At 66.5% G+C, this 22,592-nt stretch carries 18 protein-coding genes and 1 tRNA gene; 5 read left to right on the top strand and 14 right to left on the bottom strand.

Annotated elements, in window-relative coordinates; all coding sequences use genetic code 11:
* Positions 1-186 precede the first annotated feature (186 nt).
* Genes AB0M95_RS32785 through AB0M95_RS32770 form a run of 4 tightly spaced genes read right to left on the bottom strand, consistent with a single transcriptional unit; the run spans position 187 to position 4,914 of the window.
* Entirely contained in the window at positions 187-2,064 is a 1,878-nt protein-coding gene (locus AB0M95_RS32785) for an ABC transporter ATP-binding protein (protein WP_363773061.1), read from the bottom strand.
* Complete coding sequence (locus AB0M95_RS32780) at positions 2,061-2,933, bottom strand: ABC transporter permease (RefSeq protein ID WP_363773058.1); 873 nt, start codon at positions 2,931-2,933, stop codon at positions 2,061-2,063. The genes AB0M95_RS32785 and AB0M95_RS32780 overlap by 4 nt, the downstream gene beginning before the upstream one ends.
* Positions 2,930-3,892 (bottom strand): ABC transporter permease, encoded by a 963-nt coding sequence (locus tag AB0M95_RS32775; protein ID WP_363773055.1) that lies wholly within the window; start codon positions 3,890-3,892, stop codon positions 2,930-2,932. Before AB0M95_RS32775 ends, AB0M95_RS32780 begins: the two co-directional genes overlap by 4 nt.
* The gene (locus AB0M95_RS32770; protein ID WP_363773052.1) at positions 3,883-4,914 is read right to left on the bottom strand and encodes a N(4)-(beta-N-acetylglucosaminyl)-L-asparaginase; all 1,032 of its coding nucleotides are present in this window, start codon (positions 4,912-4,914) and stop codon (positions 3,883-3,885) included. The genes AB0M95_RS32775 and AB0M95_RS32770 overlap by 10 nt, the downstream gene beginning before the upstream one ends.
* Positions 4,915-5,049: 135 nt before the next feature.
* Between AB0M95_RS32770 and AB0M95_RS32765 the strand changes: the two genes are divergently transcribed.
* On the top strand, positions 5,050-5,982 hold the full coding sequence (locus AB0M95_RS32765; RefSeq protein WP_363773049.1) for a LysR family transcriptional regulator: 933 nt from the start codon (positions 5,050-5,052) through the stop codon (positions 5,980-5,982).
* Between the two features lie 203 nt (positions 5,983-6,185).
* Here AB0M95_RS32765 and AB0M95_RS32760 read toward each other — a convergent pair whose 3' ends face one another.
* Both AB0M95_RS32760 and AB0M95_RS32755 read right to left on the bottom strand, forming a co-directional pair.
* The gene (locus tag AB0M95_RS32760; RefSeq protein WP_363773046.1) at positions 6,186-7,049 is read right to left on the bottom strand and encodes an alpha/beta hydrolase; all 864 of its coding nucleotides are present in this window, start codon (positions 7,047-7,049) and stop codon (positions 6,186-6,188) included.
* 252 nt (positions 7,050-7,301) lie between these two features.
* On the bottom strand, positions 7,302-9,197 hold the full coding sequence (locus tag AB0M95_RS32755) for a CocE/NonD family hydrolase (protein ID WP_363773043.1): 1,896 nt from the start codon (positions 9,195-9,197) through the stop codon (positions 7,302-7,304).
* 109 nt (positions 9,198-9,306) lie between these two features.
* On the opposite strand from AB0M95_RS32755, the gene AB0M95_RS32750 reads away from it, so the two are divergent.
* Complete coding sequence (locus AB0M95_RS32750) at positions 9,307-9,498, top strand: hypothetical protein (protein WP_363773040.1); 192 nt, start codon at positions 9,307-9,309, stop codon at positions 9,496-9,498.
* 200 nt (positions 9,499-9,698) lie between these two features.
* Here the strand turns inward: AB0M95_RS32750 and AB0M95_RS32745 are convergent, their stop codons facing one another.
* From AB0M95_RS32745 to AB0M95_RS32720, 6 genes are all read right to left on the bottom strand, one after another.
* On the bottom strand, positions 9,699-11,270 hold the full coding sequence (locus AB0M95_RS32745; protein WP_363773037.1) for an ABC transporter substrate-binding protein: 1,572 nt from the start codon (positions 11,268-11,270) through the stop codon (positions 9,699-9,701).
* A gap of 678 nt (positions 11,271-11,948) precedes the next feature.
* Positions 11,949-12,022 (bottom strand) — tRNA-Met (locus tag AB0M95_RS32740).
* Positions 12,023-12,132: 110 nt separating this feature from the next.
* Positions 12,133-15,063 carry a UPF0182 family protein gene (locus AB0M95_RS32735; RefSeq protein WP_363773034.1) on the bottom strand — a complete coding sequence of 977 codons (2,931 nt, stop codon included), beginning with the start codon at positions 15,061-15,063 and terminating at the stop codon, positions 12,133-12,135.
* A 287-nt stretch (positions 15,064-15,350) separates the two neighbouring features.
* A complete protein-coding gene (locus AB0M95_RS32730) occupies positions 15,351-16,394 on the bottom strand; it encodes a S16 family serine protease (protein ID WP_363773031.1) in 1,044 nt (347 codons plus the stop codon).
* Positions 16,395-16,547: 153 nt separating this feature from the next.
* A complete protein-coding gene (locus tag AB0M95_RS32725) occupies positions 16,548-16,973 on the bottom strand; it encodes a molybdenum cofactor biosynthesis protein MoaE (RefSeq protein ID WP_363773028.1) in 426 nt (141 codons plus the stop codon).
* A gap of 81 nt (positions 16,974-17,054) precedes the next feature.
* On the bottom strand, positions 17,055-18,125 hold the full coding sequence (locus tag AB0M95_RS32720) for an NAD-dependent epimerase/dehydratase family protein (protein ID WP_363773025.1): 1,071 nt from the start codon (positions 18,123-18,125) through the stop codon (positions 17,055-17,057).
* Positions 18,126-18,258: 133 nt separating this feature from the next.
* Between AB0M95_RS32720 and AB0M95_RS32715 the strand changes: the two genes are divergently transcribed.
* The 3 genes from AB0M95_RS32715 to AB0M95_RS32705 all read left to right on the top strand — a co-directional run bounded on the left by AB0M95_RS32715 (position 18,259) and on the right by AB0M95_RS32705 (position 21,247).
* On the top strand, positions 18,259-19,494 hold the full coding sequence (locus AB0M95_RS32715) for a zinc-dependent metalloprotease (RefSeq protein ID WP_363773022.1): 1,236 nt from the start codon (positions 18,259-18,261) through the stop codon (positions 19,492-19,494).
* The gene (locus tag AB0M95_RS32710) at positions 19,491-20,054 is read left to right on the top strand and encodes an NUDIX domain-containing protein (RefSeq protein ID WP_363773019.1); all 564 of its coding nucleotides are present in this window, start codon (positions 19,491-19,493) and stop codon (positions 20,052-20,054) included. Before AB0M95_RS32715 ends, AB0M95_RS32710 begins: the two co-directional genes overlap by 4 nt.
* Before the next feature lie 179 nt (positions 20,055-20,233).
* On the top strand, positions 20,234-21,247 hold the full coding sequence (locus AB0M95_RS32705) for an endonuclease/exonuclease/phosphatase family protein (protein ID WP_363773016.1): 1,014 nt from the start codon (positions 20,234-20,236) through the stop codon (positions 21,245-21,247).
* Between the two features lie 32 nt (positions 21,248-21,279).
* Here the strand turns inward: AB0M95_RS32705 and AB0M95_RS32700 are convergent, their stop codons facing one another.
* Complete coding sequence (locus AB0M95_RS32700) at positions 21,280-21,888, bottom strand: hypothetical protein (protein WP_363773013.1); 609 nt, start codon at positions 21,886-21,888, stop codon at positions 21,280-21,282.
* Entirely contained in the window at positions 21,882-22,397 is a 516-nt protein-coding gene (locus AB0M95_RS32695) for a M48 family metallopeptidase (RefSeq protein ID WP_358519729.1), read from the bottom strand. The genes AB0M95_RS32700 and AB0M95_RS32695 overlap by 7 nt, the downstream gene beginning before the upstream one ends.
* Positions 22,398-22,592 lie beyond the last annotated feature (195 nt).

Here is a 22,592-nt window from a genome sequence, read left to right as displayed (position 1 = left end):
TTTGGCTTGGTTCGGCGACCAGAAAGGATGAGGGATGCCGGCTCCCCGTGGCAACCGCCTCGGGCGGCGCACGACCTCGGTGTCCCAGCGTGACGGAGTATCACTCCCCCTCGCCGGGTCAGTCCAGGCCCGGCTTCCGGCTGCCTAGGGCGGATGCGCGAAGACCGTGGTCGGGCGATGCCCCGATCACGACCGACCCAAGTTGAGCCAGTCATCGCTCGACCGCGGCACCGACTCGAGAAGACGAACCGTGTACGGATCCTTTGGACTACCCAGCACGTCATCGACCGGTCCGGACTCGACAATGCTTCCGCGACACATCACATAGGCACGCTCCACAACCTGTCGAACGATGGACAGGTCGTGGGTGATGAACAGATACCCAATCCCGCGCTCGTCGCGCAATGAGGAGAACAGGTTCAAAATCTGCGCCTGGACGGAAACGTCGAGGGCCGCAACGGGCTCGTCGCAGATGAGCACGCGTGGCTTCACGGCAAGTGCACGGGCGATCGCGACCCGCTGATGCTGTCCGCCGGACAACGCCGCGGGCTTGCGCTGTGCATGCTCGGGGTCCAGTCCGACCGAGAGCAGCAGCTCAGCGACCAGGCGTTCCACGTTCTTCGCTGACGGATCGTGAGCGCTGATCGTCTCTTGGAGGGTCGAACCGATCGTGCGCATCGGGTTCAGCGACGAATAAGGATCCTGGAAGATCATCTGAACCGAACTCCTCAGCGATCTCTGATCCTTGCGGCTGAGCTTTGAGCGATCGCTGGCGTCGATTCCGGCGATCTCGATCGAACCGCTTGATAGCCGCTCGAGACCGGCGATGATTCGCCCGAGCGTGGACTTCCCAGACCCCGACTCTCCAACGAGTCCGACGCCTTCGCCCTCGCCGACATGAATCGAGACAGACCGGAGCGCCGCGACGTCTCGCCCACCACTTTGGAAGATCTTGCGGACGTCATTGACCGTGATCAGGGTGTTCACGCGGCCCGGCGACCCGGTTGGAACGGCGGTTCCCCCAGCGCGCGCTCGATGCGCTGCCAGCTCCGGTCGTATCTCCTCGATACGTACACAGCCCGACATGCGTCCGTCTCCGACGATACGTAGCGGGGGCGTGCCGCTGGTGCACTCTGGGCGAACCCAACCGCATCTAGGTGCGAAAGTGCACGAACCGGCAACCGAGTCCGGCGTCGGGACCGAGCCCGGTATGGCGACCAGTTCGGCCACTCGGCGGTCCGCCGGCGGCTCGGACAGGAGCAATCCGTGGGTGTACGGGTGAAGGGGCTCTGCCTCCAGATCGGCCGCCGGGCCGGCCTCGACGAGGGAGCCGGCGTAGAGGACGTTGACCTGGTCGCACATCGAGAACGCGATTCTCAGATCGTGGGTGATGAGAATCAGTCCCATACCCCGCGCCACCTGCAGGCTCTTGATGAGGGCGAGAATCTCTCGCTGCGTTGTGACGTCCAAGGCGGTCGATGGCTCGTCAGCGATGAGGATCTGGGGTTCCCTTGCCAGGGCGGCCGCGATGCCCACGCGCTGTCGCATCCCGCCTGACAGTTGGAACGGATACCTGTCGACTACGGATTCGTCGTCGATGCCGACCTCCGCCAAGCGCCGGATCGCCTCGGAGCGTCGCTCCCGCCGGTTCATCCTCTTCCGGACGTCGCGGCGGAGCGACTGCTCGATGATCTTGCCGCAACGGACTACCGGATTCAGCATGGTGAACGGGTTCTGCATCACGAGACCGATCTCGCGCCCCCTGACCGACTGCCACTCTCTCTCACGCAGTGCCAGCAGGTCGCGACCGTTGTAGATGGCCTGTCCGGATGCCACGAATGCCGGTGGCAGGAGCCCCGTGATCGCCTTCGCCGTCATCGACTTGCCGCTGCCGGACTCGCCGACGATTCCGACCGTCTCGCCGGGCTCGACCTTCAGGCTGATCTCGGAGACGATGGTGTGGGCGCCATGCGGTCCCACCCGCTCGATTCTCAACTTCTGTACGTTCAGTCCGCCGGAGGTTCCGCGAATGGCCCCGGACTGCGTGGAAAGGGGCTGACTCACCGGATCGCTCCTTGCGCGGAAAGCCGGTCGTATACCCAATCACCGGCGAGATTCATAGCCGTGGCCGTTAGGACGATCATGGTTGCCGGCGCTAGGACGGCCACCGGGTTGGTGAAGAGCAGGCTGCGTCCCTCGCTGACCATGAGACCCCAGTCCGGAGTCCCGGCGGACACTCCCAGACCCAGGAACGAGAGTCCGGCGAGCGATACCAGCGAACTCGCGAACACCAGGCACGTGTTCGCAACTGCGATCGGCGAGACGTTGGGCCAGACGTGCATCGCCATGATTCTGGTGTCGGAAAGGCCGACGGACTTGGCCGCCTCGACGTATGGGCGCGGCGCCTGCTCGATGGTTGCTCCACGGATGATTCTTGCGTCGAAGGGTGCGGTGAGGGCGATGAGCAGCCCGACTGAGAGCCAATAGCCACCACCGAAGGTGCCCGCGACCACCACGATCACCAGCATGCTGGGCAAGGAGAACATCAGGTCTGCCCAGCGCATGATGGTCGAGTCGAGTCTGCCGCCGCGGTAGCCGGCGAGTACCCCGAGCACATTTCCGATGGCCATGGAACCAAGCGCGATGACCACCGGCCCGACGACGGCCGTCCTTGTACCCGCGATCACCCGGGAGAAGACATCGCGCCCGAGGTCGTCGGTACCTAGCCAGTGTTCGGAACTTGGCTTGACCAGGCCGAGCGCCAGGTCCTGCGCGTACGGATCCCGCGGCGCGATCAAGGGGCCGAAGAGCGCAAGGACAACGACCAGGCCCAAAAACGCAAAGCATGCCCAGGACAGCCAGCGGGAGAAGTCGAGCTTGGACCCGAGACGCCGACGACGAGCCTGGCCCTGGGTTGCGACGAGATCCGTCACTTGGCGCTCCTGAGTCGGATGCGCGGGTCGAACGCGAGATAGGCGAGGTCGGCCGCCAAGTTCGCGATCATCACGATCGCCGCCACAAGAATCCCTACTCCTTGAATCATCGGTAGATCTTGACTCGTTGCCGCTTGGACCAGAAGCTGCCCGATGCCGGAGATGGAGAAGGTCGTTTCGACTATAACCGCGCCGACGACGAGGAAGGACAGGATCATCGCGCTCAAGCCGAGCACCGAAATGAGGGAGTTTCGAAGGATGTACCCCAGCATCACACTGACCGATGAGAGCCCGCGGGCCCGAGCAAATGTCACGTAGTCCTGATCGAGGACGGATATGACGGCGGCACGCGTGTGCTTCACGATGTATGCCGTGCCCACGATCGCAAGCGATATGGCCGGCAGCGTCAGGTGCCACACCTCGTCCATGAACCCTTCTCCGGCGCCGAACGCGGGAAACCACCGCAGTTGTACGGCGAACGCGAAGAGCATGAGCACTCCACTGACGAATGCCGGCGTGCTCACACCCACCACAGAGATCGCGACGATGCCCCGGTCGACTCCGGTTCGCCGCTTGCGGGCCGCCAGGATTCCGAAAAGCAGGCCGAAGGACATCTCCAGCACGAAGGCATAAGCGGCGAGAAGGAGGGAGGTAGGGAGCCGTTCCTTGATCTGGTGCGCGACCGGCAAGGTGGTCTGGATGGACTCACCGAAGTCGAAGTGGAGTGCGCCCTTGAGCCAAATCCAGTACTGCGCCAGGAACGGTTCGTCCAGGTGATACTGCTCAGTCAGAAGTTTGACGGTTTCAGGCGTCCGCGGCCGCGCCCCGAGAAGAATGTCGACCGCATTGCCCGGGGCCAGGTAGAGCAACGAAAAGATCAGCACAGAGATGACGAAGAGCATCACAACGAGCGTCAGGACTCGCCGGGCAATGAAATAGGCGATTCCGCTCAGGCCCACGACCTACGCGCCCCCTCGGCGCTGTCCATGGCGCCCATTGCCCCTGCGGATCCGGCTGCAGCGCCCACGACCGAGCTGTCACCGATTCCCGGCCATTCGACATGGATGCTCGCAAGCGCCTCTGGCATCGAGTACCCCTGGCGCATCACGACGTAGTGTGCGTCAGGAGTCGTGCTGAAGGCGGCGGTGTCGCCATCGCGGTCGAGAGCGACAACGTTCATTACCGCGGAGTTCGCGAAATCCGAGGCGATCTGCGCCAGGTCGTCGAGAGAAGCACGCCCGGCAGCGGCCAAATCCTGACCGCAGGAAAGTCTGGCAATCAGGTCCCGCGCGAGGCCACCCCTCATCGAGAGTTCTCCCAGGCCCGTGCATCCGACGGCTCCGTACCGGTCGTCGGCGTAGATCCCTGCGCCGACGACCGGCGAGTCGCCGACGCGTCCAGGATGCTTCCACGCCCAGCCGCTGGTACTGACCGCCACGGCGAGGTGTCCATGCGAATCCCGCGCGACCACGTTCACCGTCCCGGCCACGTGCATGGGGTCCGCAGCCAGCGCGGTCAGGCGAGCAAGGGGCTCTCGGAACAACTCGAGACGGCCGGGGAAGTTGCCCTCGATTCCGTCGCGCCAGATTCGTCGTGTCTCATCGGTGAGCAGATCCTCAGTCGACATGCCCATGTCCGCAGCGAACCGGGCGGCGCCCTCGCCTACCAGGAATGTGTGCGGCAGATGGTCCATGATCGCGCGGGCGACGGTGATGGGATGCCGATATCCCTTCAACGCTCCCACAGCACCGACCCTCCGACGGGCTCCATCCATGATCGATGCGTCGAGCTCGACCTCGCCAAGCAGGTTGGGGTAGCCCGCGTATCCGACCGAATGGTCCGCTTCGTTGTCCTCGACCACCCTGGTCGCCGCCTCGACAGCGTCGAGGGCGGTTCCCCCTGCCGCCAGGATTCGCCACGCCTCCTGGAGCCCGATTGCAGCATTGTGACTGCCGGCAACCACCACGCCATCAAGAGCCACGCTTCATCTCCACCCTTGCGGTCCCGCACGGAGCCGCTCGTCTATCTGCGTCGTCTTCCCACGACCAGTCGAGTGTTCCACGAGCCATGATGAAGTGCTAGCCTTCATCTCCTTGGTAAGGCGAAAGGAGATCTTTTGACTCTACGCCAACTCCGTTACTTCCTCCGCGCTGTCGATCTCGGGTCCTTCACCGCAGTCGCTGCCCATATGCACGTCACTCAGCCGGCGGTTGCCGAACAGATTCGTCAACTTGAGCGATACCTAGGTGTCGAGCTTTTCGTCCGCCTTGGACGCGGGCTCCGGCTTACCGATGCCGGTGCCGAATTCGCCGTACACGCGAGGCGAGTGATCGCAGCCAGCGACGAGGCTGAGGAGAGCGTCGCCGACCTGAGGAGCTTGCGGAGCGGAACGATTACCTTTGGCACCTTCGGCGCCCCTGCGCACTACAGGTTCGCGGATCTGATCAACGAGTTCGCGACCCGGTTCCCTGCGGTCCAGTTGAGACTGCGAGGTCGCAACTCGTCGGTCACTGCCGACGAGGTCCGCAGTGGTGGTGTGGAGGCGGCACTAGTCGTGCTGCCCATCAACGACACCGGCCTGGACGTCCGCCCGATTGCCAGGGACGAGGTGTTCTTCGTCAGCGCCGACGCGACGAGAACCCGCCAACCAGTGTCCGTCGAAGACTTCGTCGGCACACCGATCGTCCTCTACGAAACGCAGTATGCGCTGGAGGATCCCACACGGCGTCAGCTCGGGGAGAGAGCACAGGCGTTGGGCTTGAGAATCGAAGGGCGAATCGAGGTCGAACATCTCGAAACCGCACTGCAGCTTGTGGCTCGCGGGCTCGGCAACACCTACGTTCCGCAGGCCATCACCCAGTCGGTCGCCTTTCCGAGCAATCTGAGCACATGCTCCTTCAACCCCCGCATGTACGACACGTTCGCACTGATCACCCGGCGTGGTTCACGCGTCTCGCCGGCCATGAGGGAGTTGATGCGGCTCGTCGAACGACACATGCGCTTTGTCGCCTCGGGGCTTCAAGGAAGACAGCCGCGATCGGCGGGTTGAGATCGATCGGAGCCAGGCTTGTTGCGGGAGGAGCCGGCTCGGTGGGAGGCGGCAGCCCGGGCTGAGGATCACCGGCGCTTCGACCGCGAGCGCCACCGTATCCACCAAGGCTGCTACCAGGACCGATGCCCCCCTCATCGCCTGGCCGGCCAGCCGACCACGGAAGAGCAGTACTCGTCGGCACTTCGCCAGGCGTGAATTCTTCAGTTCGGCAACCCCATGGCGAATCGCGCGATCTCTGTGGCCATGCGGACCGGGCGCTCCTGGGGGATCGAGTGTCCTGCGTCCTCGACGAGGACCGTGCTTCCCATAGGACTACGCGAGGCGATGCGCGCGCATTCCTCCGGCATGATGGTGCGCAGCGGCTCCGGCCTGTCCGTGCCGACGAGGAAACGTATCGGCACTGGACTTGGCGTCGACTCCAAGGTGGCGAGCAGCGGCATCGCTCCACGCTGTTCTCGGATCTCCCTGCGACTGGTTCGTAGGTTCGCAGACGTCATGTGGTCGAGCAGCGCCACGTCGAGATCTCGGGCTGACATCTCCTGCGACCAACGTCCGGTTCGATATGTCCGAAGGAGGCGCTCGCGGCCACCCAACCTGACCATCCAGTGGAGCCGGAAGTACAGCCAAGGGACAACGCGCAGCCACTTGCGTACAGGAGTGATCGTCGGATCGACCAGCATGAGCGCCCGCGCTCGTAGCGGCCATCGCTCAGCGAACAGCCGAACGAGTGGACCTCCCCAACTGTGGCCTACCAACACCACGGGCTCGTCCACGCCCAATGCGTCGAGCAAGGCCACGATGTCCGTGGCCATTTGATCGAGAGATCGTGGCCCGTCAGCCGGGTCGCTGCCGCCAAGCCCGGCCCGGTCGTAGGAGATGGTGCGGCAGGTGGAGGAGAGGTGCCGCTGCACGGTCACCCACGTACCTGCCGTGTTACCCAGCCCGCTTTCAAGCAGAACGAGAGGGCCGGTGTTCCCTCCCGTCACGTAGCGGATGGTTCGCCCGTTCGCAAGGCTGACCGAGTGCTCGGCCAGCCCTTCCCCTGTAACGCGTCGCTCATTCATCGTGGAGCACCTTCGGCGGCAGGCCGGTTCGGCCTTGGACAATGGGGATCCGGCGGCAAGGGACATCCCGCGACGACGGGGTTCTTCCCCCGCCCTGAACTGCGTCGGATCACGTGGTGGCCGCCGCTCGCTCGGCAATGGCGATCGATACTCATCTCGCCTCCAGTAGTGAAGCCGATGACGACAGGTGCGAGGACGCGCGCCGTTGGGCGTATGGAGCAGGACCAGCGCTGGTCGAAAGCGTCGCGTTTGCTATTCGGGCAGGATCGGAAGGGTGATCCGCGCCGGATGCAGTAACCCGTAGTGGATGGTGTTCTCCGCAACGACGGGGTCCGTCTCGTCGAAATTATTTCCACCTGTGTTGAGATTTCTCTCATAATTCGGAAAGCTGCTGGACGAAATCTCGATCCTGATCCGGTGCCCTGGCAAGAAGCGGTTGCCCGTGACCATATTCGTCAGCGAGATCTCATAAATCTCGCCGTCCTCCATGAGGCTCTTCCTGTCGAACCCATCGCGGTATCGCATGCGAAAGCCGTCATCGGCAAGGTTGATCGCCTTCCCGTCCGGGTAGACGTCAACTAGCCTGACAATGAAGTCGGTGTCCCGAGCGGAAGACGATACGAAGAGCTTCACCTCGATGGGACCGACAACGGACACGGCCTCCTCAAGTGGAGGAGTACTGTAGACGAGCACGTCGCGCCGCGCCGACACCGGGCGCTGGTCGATTGCGGCGGCGAAAGAACAGCAGCCGCCGCCGAGGCTCGGTGTGGGATCCAACGGATTATAGACGTATGTGTCGGCCGATTCCCCGACAGGGACTTCGCTCGAAAGCATCCCGGCCTCGTTTCGGAGCCGGGCGCTCGGGTCGGGCACGAGGTAGTAGTCCGTCGGTGTCACGCCCCTGAGAGGCCATCGCTCATCAAAGACCCAGCCCCGGTTCATGACGTACAACTGAACCCTCGGCATGCGCGAGGTGTCGTTGTCCGCACCCTTCAACCAGCGCTCGAACCAAGCTAGAAATAGCTTGGGATATCCATGGTCGACACCTCGGTACCGTGCGTCTCCCGCCTCCAGGTCACCGAACCGAAGCCTCGCCAGATCAGGCGCGGGCATGTTCTGAATCTCGATTGCGGAAAGTCCGCCCATCAACTCCTTTGCGTCTGCCTTGGTCATGACGTAGGGCGGGTCCTGCCAGATCAAGCAGTGTGGGCCTGGCCCGATGATGAGATACTGGTCGGGCGTCTCCAGTTCCTGAAGGTACTTGAAGAGGCGCGTCATCTCGCCCACACCCACGTCGTGCCAGGTATTGACGTGGAGGGCGGGTACACGCGGCCTGTCTCCAGCACCGATGTGTTCGACATCTCGCCAGCGCTCGTCTGCAGGCGTCCAGGTTATGTACTTGTCGAACGGCGCCCTCGGTCCGCCCGACTGCCGCAGAACATCTTGACTCGGGAGGTGCTTCAACTTCTCCGCGGTGTCCGGCGCAAAACCTCGCCGCATCGACATCGAGAAGAAGTTGCGCAGCCGAAGACGCTCTTCCTGTGTCGACGACCGCGGTAGCACCGGACGCTCTGTGACTGCCAGCCTCCCGTACCACATCATCCAGAGCGACAACATCGGAATGCCTCCGCGGTAAAACGCCCCCCGCGTCTCGTTCCCGTCGACGTCCCCCACTGCGGTGCCGGAAGCACCCGGGATCATGGCCGCGTGCGCAGGATGATTACCGGCCGCCATCGGCCACTGATGCTCCGCCGAGCTCGAGCAACCGATCGTGCCCACCTTGCCATTCGACCAGTCCTGACGGACGATCCATTCGACCGTATCGTAGCCGTCTGTGCCGGCGCCTTCGAGATAGTCGTCAAAGGACCCTTCCGAGAAAAAGTGGCCACGCTCGTTCTGCACGACCACGGCATATCCCTGACGGAGAAAGTAATCGACCCACCTGATGCGGACGATGCCCTCACCCACGTCCTTGTCGTAGGGGGTTCTCACGAGAACCGTCGGAAACGGGCCGTCGAGGTCCTTCGGGATATGCACATCAGTGGACAGACGGACTCCGTCCCGCATTTCGATGTACAACTCTTTCTCGGATGACCACTCAAGGGCCCTTGCGGCCGGGAGCGCCCCCGTCCAGAATGCATCACTCATCTCAAGTCCTACTCACTCAAATTCCGGGTGGGGCGAGTCGTCCTTACCGCCACGCTCTTATCGGGAGTTCGTGCACGCCCACGGCGCATGAGGCAAAGACGTCCAGGCCGTGACCGGCAAGACGCTCGCCGCCGCGGTCGAGCAGAACATCGCCCTGCCCTCCGAGCACGTCACCGCGCCACTGAGCGCCCGCCCGGCCACCAGCTACTCGGCTTGGACGGGCGCATCGGGGTTCTACAACGCACGGCGGTTGCTATCGCCGGCTCTGCCAGACGCAGGGGGCGGGCGGCAGCTTCGATGAGCTTCTCACTCACCGCTGCTCCTTCGCAAAGTAGGCCGCCTGTTTCAAGAAAGCGTTCTCTGATTCGAGTTCATGCCCGCGTAGCGGCGCTTGGTGCGGTCGTGAATCTTCTCCCGGAGAACTTCCCCCGGTACGAAGCCTCCGCCACGCCAATCCCTGCGTCGCGATCCTCCGACGGCGACTCCACGGTAGGTGCCTGGCTACTTGGCCTTGATCTCTAGGATGTACGGCGTGTGGTCCGTCGAGTAGGTGTTGAACGTTGGCCAGGTGAAGTCGCCGGAAGTGGCCAGGTGGTTGTCCGCCGCATAGAGCGGCACGAACGGCACGTCTTCAGCAACGATCTTGAGTATCTGCGAATAGATCGAGAAGCGCTCGTGGGGCTCAGTCGTGCCGGCTGCGCGGTCGATGAGCTCGTCGACCGTCGGGTTCTTATAGTCGGAGAAGTTGTTCAATCCGATCGCGGCTGAGTCACTGTGCAGCGCCTGCTGCGGCATCGCGCCCGGATCCGGTGTGTTGTTATTGAAGTAGGTGTATTGGATCGGGACATTGGCGTGCGGCTGGGAGAACGTCTTGGAGTACTCTGCCACGGAGTCGACCTTGACCTTCAGTTCGATTCCGATCTTCGAAAGCTGGCCCGCGATCGCCTGGGACGTGGAAACGAAGTTCCCGTACTTGTAGGTCTCCAGCGTCGCACTGAAGCCGTTAGGATATCCCGACTGCGCCAGTTCCTTCTTGGCCTTCTCGAGGTCAAAGGCGTAGACGGGAATGGACGCGACCAGGCCGGCGACATCCGATTTGGATGCGATCGATTCCAACTGTGCGGGCGGGATGGCCGTGTAATCCGGCGTCGCGCCGCCGCCGGCGACATTGATGATCTCCTCGCGGTTGAGCGCGTATGCGACGGCTCGGCGAACGTGCACATCGTTCCACGGGGCAACCTGCACGTTCATCGTAAACAGACCTTGCTTAGTTCCAGGTACCGTCACGAGCTTCGTGCTGGCAGTCGACTCGAACGCGCGAGAATCAGCAGGGAAGGCAACATCAATGCCCCCCGCTCGGAATGCGAGCGCTTCGCTGGTTTCGTCGGAGAAGATCACCATGGAGACCTTGGGAATCGACACGCTACCTCCCCAGTAGTGCGGATTCGCCGAGAACTCGGCACCGCGCGTGGGATCAAGGCTCGTCAGCACGTAGGGGCCAGTGCCGATCACGCCCACGCCCGGCTTCCCGAAGTCCGCCCTGTGCTCGCCCTGGTGCTTCTTCTGGAATATGTAACCCGCGGTTGCGGAGGTGTACTCCCAGCTGGCGTTGGGCTCCTTGAGAGTGACCACAACGGTGTACTTGTCCCGCGCGGCCACGCTCTTCACCATGGAGTATTTCGCCGAATCCGGGAACTTGGCGTCACGCGCGTAATCCAGCGAATTTACGACGTCCTCCGAAGTCAACTCAGCGCCATCCGAGAACTTGACGCCTCGACGGAGGTTGTAGACGTATGTCGTCGAATCCGGCCGGTCGACAGATTCAGCGAGATTAGGTTCTACCTTTCCAGCGGGACTCAACCTCATCAGGAACTCCTGAATGTACGAGTTCACAGAAAGGGCAAATCCTCGCGCAGGATCGATGCTGGAGAGGTCAACCCCCACCATTCCGACTCGCAAGCGCTTCGCACTATCTCTCTCGGCGATGTCGCCGCCCGAGCAGGCAGACGCCAGGACTGAAAATGCAGCAAACACGGCCACGAAAGGCGCCGCGGATGCCAAACGAAACCTCATGCTTCCACCTCATCTCTCGGGTAAATCGTGAGCCGAATGATTTCACGCCCTTGGCCACGCGTGGTAGTTCAATCTGCTTTGGCCACGCACAAGGAAACCCTTCACCTGCCATTGGGGCCGGACCACCCACGTTGGGACCCGGCCGTCCGGATTCTATGGCAGGCCGTCCGATGCCCAGAGAAGCGAGCCTCGCCGCACCTACTTAAGGATCAACGAGCCTCGCCGCACCTACTTGTGGATCAATTCATGTTGTCGGGTGCGCGTATCGCAGAAAGCGTGAAGGTCGGCCCGGTCGCGGCCAGGCAGCCATCCAGCACACCCGGCCGTACTGCGACCTCTTCAACCCGCGCGTGACCACCCGCACCAGGCGAGCGAGATCGGCGGTGGAATGGGCCGAAGACTCCGATGGCCGCGACGGGCGCCGGCGCACCGTCCCCGAACGGGTGATCTCCACCGTCGGTCCCGAACCTGCGCGTGCGCCAGACCGAGGACGGACGGCGAATCCTCACACGCCCCTTCCTAGCAGGCCGGCAACACGGAAGAGGGTGTCGAGGGCAGGGGGCCAATGCCCTAGTTGTGCCAGGGGGTGACGTCTTGTCCCACGGACAAATGACGGACAAATGTCAGAGGCCCGATCTCCGTTTCCGGAGATCGGGCCTCTGACCTGGTATTTCTCAGTAGCGGGGGCAGGATTTGAACCTGCGACCTCTGGGTTATGAGCCCAGCGAGCTACCGAGCTGCTCCACCCCGCGTCGGCTTGCACAACAGAGACTATCGGCCGGGAAGAGCACTGGCAAATCGCGGCGGCCCGCGTCCCATGGGCTGCGGGGCCGGTGGGCGTGCCGCCGGCCCCGCGCCAGGGCTATGAGCCGGGCGTCGGTGTCGGCGTGGGCGTCGCGCCGTTCGCCGCGGCGGCGGACGACGCCGGGGTGGGCGTCGGCGACGGCGTGGCGGACGGGGACGGGCCGGGCTTCTGCTGCTTGCCCAGCGCGGCCTGCAGGTCCTTCAGCGCCTGCTCCAGCCGCTTCTGGGCCGCACCATAGCCCGCGAAGTCGCCGTTCTTGATCGCCGTCTGGCCGTCGTCGTAGGCCTTCTGGGCGTCGTCGTAGGCCTTCGTGAGGTCGGTGGTGGCCCCGGTGGACGGCTGGTCGGGCGTGAGCGGCGTGGTCGGGTTGGTCGGGTTGGCGGGTAGCTGCGTTCCCTGCCCGAACACCTGGTCCAGCGCGTCCTTCAGCGTGAATCCGATGCCGACGTCGGAGCCGAACATGACGAGCACGCGGGACAGCGTCGGGTACCGCGCGGAATTCTGGACCTTCGGCTGGACGTACACCGGCTGGACGTACAGCAGGCCGCCGCCGAACGGCAGCGTCAGCAGGTTGCCGTTGATCGTTTCGGTGGTGCCGCCGATCCGCAGCTCGTTGAGGACGTTGGCGGCCTTCGTGTCGAAGACGTTCTGCGCCTGTTTGGGACCCGGGATCGTGGTGTCGCTCGGGAGCTGCAGAATCTGGATCTTCGTGCCCGCGGCACCCGTCGCGTCCACCGACATGAACGCCGCCAGGTTGTCGCGTTTGTTCGGCACCATCGTGGTCGTGAGCGAGAAGCGCGGGTTCGTCTCGCTCGGCATCTTCATCGTCACGTAGTACGGCGGCTGCTTGGTCTTGGAACTCGCCGGGTCCTCCGGCACCTTCCAGAAGTCCTGCTGGCCGTAGAACGCGTTGGCGTCGGTGACGTGGTAGTTGCCGAGGATGTCGCGCTGCACCTTGAACAGGTCTTCGGGGTAGCGCAGGTGCTCCATGAGCTCGGGCTTGATCTCCGACTTCGCCTTGATGACGCCGGGGAAGGCCTTCTGCCAGGTCTGCAGCAGCGGGTCCTTGTCGTCCCAGGCGTACAGCGAGACGGTGCCGTCGTAGGCGTCCACGGTCGCCTTGACCGAGTTGCGGATGTAGTTGATGTGGTCGCGGGGCTGCTGCGCCGTCAGGAGCCGGTCGGTGGAGGTGTCGCGGGTCATCTCGCCGAAGCTGCGCCGCTCGGAGTACGGGTAGTCCTCCGACATGGTGTAGCCGTCGACGATCCACACGATGCGCTGGTTGACGATCGCGGGGTACGGGTCGCCGTCGAGCGTGAGGAACGGGGCGACCTGCTGGACGCGCTGGCGCGGCTCGCGGTTGTACAGGATGCGGGACTTGCTGTTGATGTCCGAGGACAGCAGCAGGTTGGTCTCGCTGTACTTGCCGGCGTAGAGCAGGCGGGTGAAGAAGTTGCCGATCGGGACGCCGCCCTTGCCGGTGTAGGTGGTGTTCTCCTGGCCGCTGCCCTGCCCGTTGGTGCTCTGCTCGGGGAAGTCGAGCTCGATCTTCTTGTCGCCGCCGACGATCGAGTACTCGGGAGAGTGCTCGCCGAAGTAGATGCGCGGCTGGAACGGGCCGAGGCCGTTGGTGGGCGGGATGTCCTTGACCATGAAGTCCGGCTTGCCCTGGGAGTCGATCTTGCTGCCCTGGCCGGCGACGAACCCGAAGCCGTGGGTGTAGACGAGGTGGTTGTTGATCCAGTTGCCGTCCGGGGCGCTGCCGATCTCGCGCACCGCGACGACGGTGTCACGGGACACGCCGTCGATGGTGTACCGGTCGACGTCGAGCTGCTCGGGGAACTGGTAGTAGCCCTTGATCTGCTGGAGCTGCTCGAAGGTGGGCGCCAGGACCGTGGGGTCGAGCAGGCGCACGCCGGGGATGGTGGCGACCTCGCTCTGCAGCTCCTGCTGGGTGCCCTGGGTCTTGGCGCTGTAGGGGGTCACCTCGGCGGACGCGACGCCGTAGGCGTCTCTCGTCGCCCTGATGTTGCGGTCGATGTACTCGTTCTCTTTGCTCTGCTGGTTGGGCTTGACCTGGAACTGCTCGACCAGCGCCGGGTAGACGCCGCCGACCAGGACGGCCGAGAGCACGAGCAGGCCGAACCCCACTCCGGGGAGCATGCCGCCCGGCCTGAAGATGCCCGCGAAGAAGAGCGCGGCGCAGATCAGCGCGATGATCGCCAGGATGGTCTTGGCGGGGAGGACTGCGTTGACGTCGGTGTAGGAGGCTCCGAAGGTCTTGCCCCGGTCGGAGAACACCAGCCCGAAGCGGTCGACCCAGTAGGCCACGGCCTTGAGCAGCACGAACAGCCCGACGAGGACCGACAGGTGGACGCGGGCTGCGCGGGTGGCGTGCAGGCCGGGCGACTGCAGACGGAAGCCGCCGTACAGGTAGTGGACGATCGCCGCGACGATGATCGAGATGATCACCGCGGTGAACAGGAAGTTCAGCACCACCCGGATGAACGGGTAGGTGAACATGAAGAACGAGACGTCGTACTTGAACTCGGGGTCGATCACGTGGAACGGCGTCCCGTTCAGGAAGAGCAGCCACGTGCGCCACTGCCCGGCCGTCGAGGAGCCGGTGAACAGGGCGAGGACCGCCATACCCGCGATGAAGATCAGCTTGCGGTGGGGGTCGAGCGCGGCGCGGTAGCGGTCGGCGCCCTGGGTCTGGCCGCCGCCGAACATGCCCATGCCGAACAGCGGACGGGAGCGGTAGGCGATGATCATGTTGCCGCCGACGATGCCGGTCATCAGCAGCGCGCCGATCAGGAACAGCAGCAGCTGCGTGACGACCATCGTGGAGAAGACCGAGGTGTACCCGACGGAGTCGAACCACAGCCAGTCGGTGAAGAAGCCGGCGAAGACGAAGAACAAGATGACGATCGCGATCAAGGTGATCGCGACCGGAATGAGAAGCCGCGGCCGGCGGGGCAATCGCATCGCCCGACCCGCGCCGGGGTTCCGGAAGGTCAAGGCCCACCCCTAGGTTTCACGAGTAACGGTCCGTGTCTGGCAACCTACACCGGTAGCGGCGTGGTCACGCTCCGAGCCCTGAGCACGGTCTGGCCACGGCAAGCGGCCCGGCCGTGGCCGGTGGGAGCCCGGAAAAGCCTTGGTGCACGCGCGCGCACACCGGATGCGACGCGCGCGTACATGTGGCCCAACGCCCCGGCGGCGCGGCGGGTTCCCCGCGCGCGGCCGGGTCGGGAGCGATCGGTGAGACGGGCTCAACGGACCGGGCAGCCCGGCACTTGTCCCGAACCCGTGCGCAGCGTGTCGATCGCCTGGACGGCCTCGTGCATGGTGCTCACCTTCACGAGGCGCAACCCCTTCGGGACGGACTCGACGGCGTCGCCGCAATTGTCCGCGGGGGTCAGGAAGATCGTGGCCCCGGCGTCGCGCGCGCCGATCATTTTCTGCTGGATGCCGCCGATGGGGCCGACCTTGCCGTCCGGGGTGATCGTGCCGGTGCCCGCGATCGACTTGCCCCCGGTGAGCTCGCCGGGGGTGAGCTTGTCGTAGATGCCGAGCGAGAACATCAGGCCGGCGCTGGGGCCGCCGACGTCGCCCACGTTGACGTTGACGGTGAACGGGAACTTGAACTGCGTCCCCATGATCATGCCGACGATGGGGCCGTCCTTGCCGGCGACCGTGCCCACCCGGACCTTCATGGGCTTACCGCCCCGGACGACGCCGAACTCGACCTCCTGGCCGACCTTGTGCTTGTGGACCCCCGCCGAGACATCGTCGATGGTGCGGACGGGCGCGCCGTCCACCGTGGCGATCTCGTCGCCCGGCAGGAGCTTGCCCTCGGCGGGCTTGCCCTTCTGGGTGGAGCCTACGGCGACGATGACCTTGATGGGGATCTTGAGCTCGTTGAGCGCGGCGGCGGTGGCGTCCTGCTGGGAGCTGCTCATCTCCTGGGTGTTCTGCTGCTCGACCTCTTTCACCGACACGGTCTTGGGAAAGATCGTCTCTTCGGGCACGACCGCGATGTTCGGGTCCATCCAGCCGCGCAGAGCGGTGAGCAGGTCGATGCGCGCGCCGGGGCCGCCCTGGTAGGCGACGGTCACCAGGCTGAGCTTGCCGGAGGTCGGGTAGGTCTGGTGCCCCGTGATCGTGATGACGGGTTTGCCCTTGACGTCTCCGAGGGTGTTCTCGGTGGGGCCGGGGCTCAGCGCGACGTAGGGCACGGGCAACAGCGCCCCCGCGCCGCCCAGCAGCAGCGTGAGCACACCCGCCACCGTCAACGTCAGACCTCGTCGGGACATGGTGGAAACTCTATGCGCTCGCCACGACCGCGCTTACGCGGACACACATAGGACATCCAGGTCATCGCAGGCTTCGGGACGCCGCGGGCGGGTCGAAACGGCCGGACACGGCGCCGGTCCCGGCCCCCTACAGGCGGTTCGGGTGCACGCAGGTCAGTCGCATGACCCGACCCACTCGGCCGAGCCGTCGGCGAACACCTGGTGCTTCCAGATCGGGACCTCGGACTTGACGTCGTCGATGAGGCGGCGCGAGGCCTCGAACGCCTCGCCCCGATGAGGGGCCGCCACGGCGACGATCACCGCGATGTCGCCGAGCCGGAGATCGCCCACCCTGTGGACGACGGCGAGCGCCGTCAGCGAGTGGTCGGCGGCGACCTTCTCGGCGACGCGGCGCATCGCGTCCTCGGCGGTGGGGTGCGCGGAGTAGGACAGCAGACTGACGGGCCTGCCGTGGTCGTGGTCGCGCACGGTGCCCACGAACAGCGTCGTGCCGCCCGCGGTGTGGTCGCCCACGGCGGCCAGCACCTCGTCCACGGACAGCGGTGTCTCACGTATGCCCAGCAACCGGATGACCTTCACGCGACGAGCCTACCCCGGAGCCCCGCAGCGGCCGATGATCTACACCGGCCCGCGCGGGGCGGACGTGGCTCACGTGAAGGCTCAGGAGCGGCGCTTGCGGCGGACACCGGCGACGATGGCGGCGGTGCCGATCACGGCGACGGTGGCACCGGCGGCGGTGATCGTGGCCTCCTTGCCGGACAGGCGCCGCCCGACGACCGCGTGCCTCCCCGCGCTCAGCTTCAGGAGCTGGTGCAGGGCCGCCTCGTTGGTCCAGGCCGGCTTCCAGCCCGCGGCGCGCAGCGAGGCGCAGTCGACCACCCACGGGTAGACGACGTAGTGCAGGTCGGTCGCGGGCGCGGGGGTGATGCCGAGGCGGTGCAGGCGCTGGGCGGTGCCGAAGGTCAGCCCGGCGGGCAGCTCGAAACGCCGCAGGCCGGACAGCTCCTCGACCTGCTCCATTTCCAGCCACCCGTCGCTGCCGACGGTCACCACGCCCGTGACCTGGCCGAGCGCGGCCAGCTCCAGCGCCGAGACCAGATCGTCCACGTGGCAGAACTGCCAGCGGGGCGCCGACCCCTTCACGGTGAGCAGGCGCGGCGCCTCGAAGTGGCGGGTGACCACGGTGTCGACGCCCGGCCCCACCACGGCGGCGGGCCGCAGGACGGTGACCTCCAGGCCGGGGTGGCTGCGCAGGCAGCGCCGTACGAGCGCCTCGATCTCCAGGTGGTCGCCGACGACGCCCGAGTCCGGTTCGGCGGCGACCGGGGCGTCCTCGGGCAGCGGGACGGGGTTGTCCGGCGCGGCGCCGTACACCATCGCGCTCGTCACGAGGACGACCCGTCGGACACGCGCGGCGGCCGAGGCGGTCAGCACCGTCTGGGCGGCCCGGAGGTTGTACGCGCGGCGCTCGCCCGCGTCGGAGTCGAGGCCGTAGTCGGTGGCGAGATGCACCAGGACGTCGACGTCCGAGATGCGGTTCGCCAAGAGCGGATCGCGGACGTCGAGCACCCGCCACGTGACGTCCGGGACGTCGCCCCGCTGGTCGTCAATCGCCACCACGCGGCGGAAATCCGCAGACGAGGCGACCCGGGAGAGGAACTCCCTGCCCAGTCCTGAGGCCGCGCCGGTGACGGCGACGACCGGGGGTCGTAGGCGTTTCGAGGTAGGCACGAGGTCCTCACTTTGCACTGATCCGCCCTGCGACGGATAACGTGGCGGATGTGGACTCCTCCATCCTGCACGAGGTAGAGCGGTGACTGACCTGCCAGGTCGCGAAAACGACCCCAATGAGAATCCCTTCGCGATGTTCGGAGACCCGGAGCAGATGGCGGCCGCCATGCGGCAGTTCGCCGACATGCTCTCCGCCCCACAGGGCTCGGGGCCCGTCAACTGGGAGATGGCGAAGAACATCGCCCGGCACGCGGTGGTGGCGGAAGGCGATCCGAGCGTGATGGAAGGCGAGCGGCGCCAGATCGTCGAGGCGCTGCGCCTGGCCGACCTCTGGCTGAACGAGGTGACCGAGCTGCCGAGCGGCCTGACCTCGCCCGAGGCGTGGAGCCGCTCGGAGTGGATCGAGAAGACCGTGCCGGTCTGGAAGCGGCTCTGCGACCCGATCGCGGCCCGCATGGTCGAGACCATGGGAGGCACCCTCGGCGGCCTCGGCGGGGGCGCCGAGGCGCAGGCGATGGCGGCCCAGCTCGGCCCGCTGATGGGCATGATGCGCCAGATGGGCGGCATGATGGTCGGCAGCCAGATGGGCCAGGCTCTCGGCGCGCTCGCGCCCGAGGTGATCGGGTCCTCCGACATCGGGCTGCCGCTGTCGGACACCGCCGCGCTGCTGCCGGGCGGCATCGCCGCGTTCAGCCACGGGCTGGAGATCCCCTCGGAGGAGATCCGTCTCTACCTGGCGCTGCGGGAGGCGGCGCACCACCGGCTGTTCCAGCACGTCCCGTGGCTGCGCACCCAGCTCTTCGGCGCCGTCGAAGAGTACGCCAAGGGCATCACCGTGGACACCTCCGCCCTGGAGGAGCAGATCCGCGGGCTGGACATGAACAACCTGGAGCAGATCCAGGAGGCGCTGAGCGGGGGCGCGCTGCTCAAGCCCGAGGAGACCGAACGGCAGAAGGCCGCGCTGTCGCGTCTGGAGACCCTGTTGGCCCTGGTGGAGGGCTGGGTCGGCACGGTGACGGACGCCGCCGCCGAGGGCAAGCTGCCGTCCGTGGCCGCCCTGTCGGAGACGATGCGCCGACGCCGCGCGACCGGAGGCCCCGCCGAGCGCACCTTCGCCACCCTGGTCGGGCTGGAGCTGCGCCCGCGCAGGCTGCGGGAGGCCGCCAAGCTCTGGCAGGCCATCGCCGCCGAGCGCGGGGTGGAGGGCCGCGACGCGGTGTGGGCCCACCCGGACCTGATGCCGACGGCCGACGATCTCGACGACCCGCAGGCGTTCGTCAGGGGCGAGACGAAGTTCGACCTGTCGGACTTCGAGGAGCCCAAGCCGGACGACGGCGAGCCCGGGCCCAAGGCGCCCGGCGAGGAATGACGCTACGCGAGGACGCGCGGGCCGCGCTGGCGCGATGGACCGCGCCCACCCCCGGTGAGGAGGTGCTCAGGAAGGAGTTCCTGGAGCACGTCGACGCGCACGAGGACGCGATGTGGCGTTCGTGCGCGCCGGGGCACCTCACGGCGACCACGGCGGTGCTGTCGCACGACGGCGCCCGCGTGCTGCTGACGTTGCACCCGAAGGCCGGGATGTGGTTGCCGATGGGCGGGCACTGCGAGGTGTCGGACGCCTCGCTGGAGGGCGCCGCGCTGCGGGAGGCCGTCGAGGAGTCCGGCATCCCGGGGCTGAGGCTGCTGCCGGGGCCGCTGGCGCTGGACCGCCACCGCGTGTGGTGCCACCCTCCGCACAGCTGGCACCTGGACATCGAGTACGGGGCCGTCGCGCCACCCGGGGCCGAGTTCGTGATCAGTCAGGAGTCGCTGGACATGCGGTGGGTCCCGGTGGACGACATCCCCGAGCCGACCGACGAGGCGACCCGGCGGCTGGCCCGGCGGGCGCGCGCGTTGCTGGTGGACCGGCCGCTCACCGGGCCCTCCTGAGCCCGCCCCCGGGTCCCCGGACGTCCCGGCGGTCCACGCGGCGGGGCCGGAGGAAACCGTTCTCATGTCGCGGTGGCGTCTTCACGCGATTCATACGTCCGCTGGATAGGGTCACCGCATAGGGCTCGGCCGGGTCCTGGACAGGGTCCGAAGGCATCGAGGCGATTCCCGGGGGATTGGTGGACACCACGACCGAGACACCGGTGGGTGGCGTCATCGTCACCCCGTCCCGCGGGCGATGGCTCCGCAGGCGCGTGCCCGGCGCGCTGGCCTGGGCGGCGGTGACACCGTTCGCCGCCTGGGCGGTGTGGCGCATGGCCGGGCTGGAGCGCGGATCGTTCCCCGCGCAGATCATGACGGCCACCCCGTACGCGGCGGCGGGCTCGCTGCTGCCGCTCCTGCTCTCGCTGCTTTCCAGGCGCAGGGCGGTGACGGCGGTGGCGATCGCGACGAGCGCCGCGCTCGGCCTCGGCGTCCTGCCCCGGGCGTTCGGGGACTCCTCCTCCGCGCCCGGGCGGCCCTTCACGGTGCTGACGGTGAACCTCTTCTTCGGGCACGGCGACGCCGCCGCCGTGGTCGACCTGGTACGCCGCCACCGTCCCGACGTGCTCAACACCCAGGAGCTGACCCCGGAGGCCGTCGCCGAGCTGGACGCGGCCGGGCTGAAGGCGCTGATGCCGTTCCGCGTGCTGGAGGACGAATGGAGCGCGGCGGGCAGCGGCATCTTCTCGCCTCATCCGCTCACCAGGCTCGACGGGTTGTTCCAGGTCATCGGGCACAACATGCCGGCGGCGCGGCTGAGCCTGCCCGGAGGGCCGACGCTGGAGATCGTGGACGTGCACACCCTGCCGCCGCTGGGGCGTCAGGTGACGCAGTGGACGGAGGGGCTGCGGGCGCTGCCGCCGGGCCCTGCGGCCGGGCCGTTCCGCATCCTGGCCGGGGACTTCAACGCGAGCCTCGACCACGCCGAGATGCGCAAGCTGGTCGCGCGGGGGTACCGGGACGCGGGCGACGCGACGGGCGGCGGGCTGACGCCGACGTGGCCGGCCAACAGGCGCCTCCCGCCGCTGATCACGATCGACCACGTACTCGCCGACCGGCGGGTCGGCATTCGGACCTACCGCGTGTACGACGTGCCGGGCACCGACCACCGGGCCGTGCTCGCCGAACTGTCGCTGCCCGCTCCCCGCTGACTCATCCTTGGCCGAACCGTCCGGGCTGCGGCTCAGAGCCGTTGGCCGCTGAGCAGGGCGCGGGTGTTCTCCCAGCCTTCGAGGCCGGGGTCGAGCCTGGCCAGGTCGCCGGGAACGCGCAGGCGGTGCCAGCCGGGGCCGGTGGCGACCATGCGGCGCCCAGGGGCCTGGGCACGCAGGCGGGCCACCACGTCCGGATCGTCCAGGCCCGCGGACGCCCATTCGGGGTACGGCAGCCGGGCGGCGATGGCCACGGCGCCGCCGCCCTCGGCCGGGCAGACGGCGAGCGGGGCGCGGCCCAGCTCGCGGAACAGCTTGCCGATGAGCAGCGGGGGCAGGTCGGGCGCGTCGGCGCTGATCACGACGGCCTCCTCGCCGTAGGGCTGGAGCGCGGCGAAGGCTCCGGCGAGGTCGGGGACGGACATCACCTTGGTTCCCGGCCAGGCGATGTCCTCCAGGTGGCGCAGGCCCTCCGCGTCGTCCACGCCCGCGGCGAGGATCACCGGCTGGACGAGTTCGAGCCCGGCGACGACCTCGTAGGTGTCCTCGGCGAGGGCGAGCGAGAACTCCCCGGCGTCGACCCCGGGGGGCGCCCCTTCGCCCATCCGCGGCGTGACCAGGACGGCAGCGAGCCTCAACATTCCTCCGCTGCCCCGTTGGCGGCCATGGAGAAGCCTTCCAGGAAGCCGCGTGCCCGCTCGGCCTTCGGGTAGCGCTCGACCAGGGCCCAGAAGCGCGGGCCGTGGCTCGGGACGATCAGGTGCACCAGCTCATGCATGATCACATAATCGACCACCCACGCCGGCATACCCCGGAGTCGCGTCGAGAGACGGATCGTGCCATGATCGGGAGTACACGAACCCCATCGGTGCCGTTGGTTCTCGGCCCAGCGCACACTGGCCGGTAAAGCCTTCGCGTCCAGGTAGCGAATGGCGAGCTCACGGGCCCGTTCGAGCAGGTCGTCGTCGCTCGGGCGCCTGCGCTGCTCTTTGGCGGCGAGCCGGTCGAGCATCCGGCGCACCCATTGCTCTTCATCCGTGCTGCTCAGACCGGCAGGCAGAAGCACGATGGTCTTGTCGCCATCGCGATATGCGGAAACGGTTCGCCGTCGTCGTGCACTCCGGCGGACCTCGACTGTCTCGGGGGGCACATATGCACGGTAGCCGAGAGCGCTGCGATTCCACAGGGGGTGAATCACGTTTTCCCTGGTCAATCCGCGTTCGCTTAATGTTCAGGAATCACGGATGTCACATGTGCAACATCTGTTCGTGATACTCGGCACGGTGGTGTCACCTTCGTCACATCAACCCCCTCGCGTCGCGGCCTCGGGGGCGGGCAGGACGGT

Origin of the sequence: Sphaerisporangium sp. NPDC051017 (genome assembly GCF_040683095.1) — a bacterium.
Classification (GTDB): domain Bacteria; phylum Actinomycetota; class Actinomycetes; order Streptosporangiales; family Streptosporangiaceae; genus Sphaerisporangium.
The sequence above is the reverse complement of the archived record's forward strand: the minus strand, read 5'-3'. Positions and strand labels throughout refer to the sequence as shown.

Bases quoted from the DNA above. Each gene is read 5' to 3' on its own strand.
- AB0M95_RS32715 (WP_363773022.1), top strand. From the start codon at position 18,259: ATGTTCGGAGACCCGGAGCAGATGGCGGCCGCCATGCGGCAGTTCGCC.
- AB0M95_RS32760 (WP_363773046.1), bottom strand. From the start codon at position 7,049: ATGAATGAGCGACGCGTTACAGGGGAAGGGCTGGCCGAGCACTCGGTC.
- AB0M95_RS32755 (WP_363773043.1), bottom strand. From the start codon at position 9,197: ATGAGTGATGCATTCTGGACGGGGGCGCTCCCGGCCGCAAGGGCCCTT.
- AB0M95_RS32730 (WP_363773031.1), bottom strand. From the start codon at position 16,394: ATGTCCCGACGAGGTCTGACGTTGACGGTGGCGGGTGTGCTCACGCTG.
- AB0M95_RS32700 (WP_363773013.1), bottom strand. From the start codon at position 21,888: ATGTTGAGGCTCGCTGCCGTCCTGGTCACGCCGCGGATGGGCGAAGGG.
- AB0M95_RS32735 (WP_363773034.1), bottom strand. From the start codon at position 15,063: ATGCGATTGCCCCGCCGGCCGCGGCTTCTCATTCCGGTCGCGATCACC.
- AB0M95_RS32710 (WP_363773019.1), top strand. From the start codon at position 19,491: ATGACGCTACGCGAGGACGCGCGGGCCGCGCTGGCGCGATGGACCGCG.
- AB0M95_RS32745 (WP_363773037.1), bottom strand. From the start codon at position 11,270: ATGAGGTTTCGTTTGGCATCCGCGGCGCCTTTCGTGGCCGTGTTTGCT.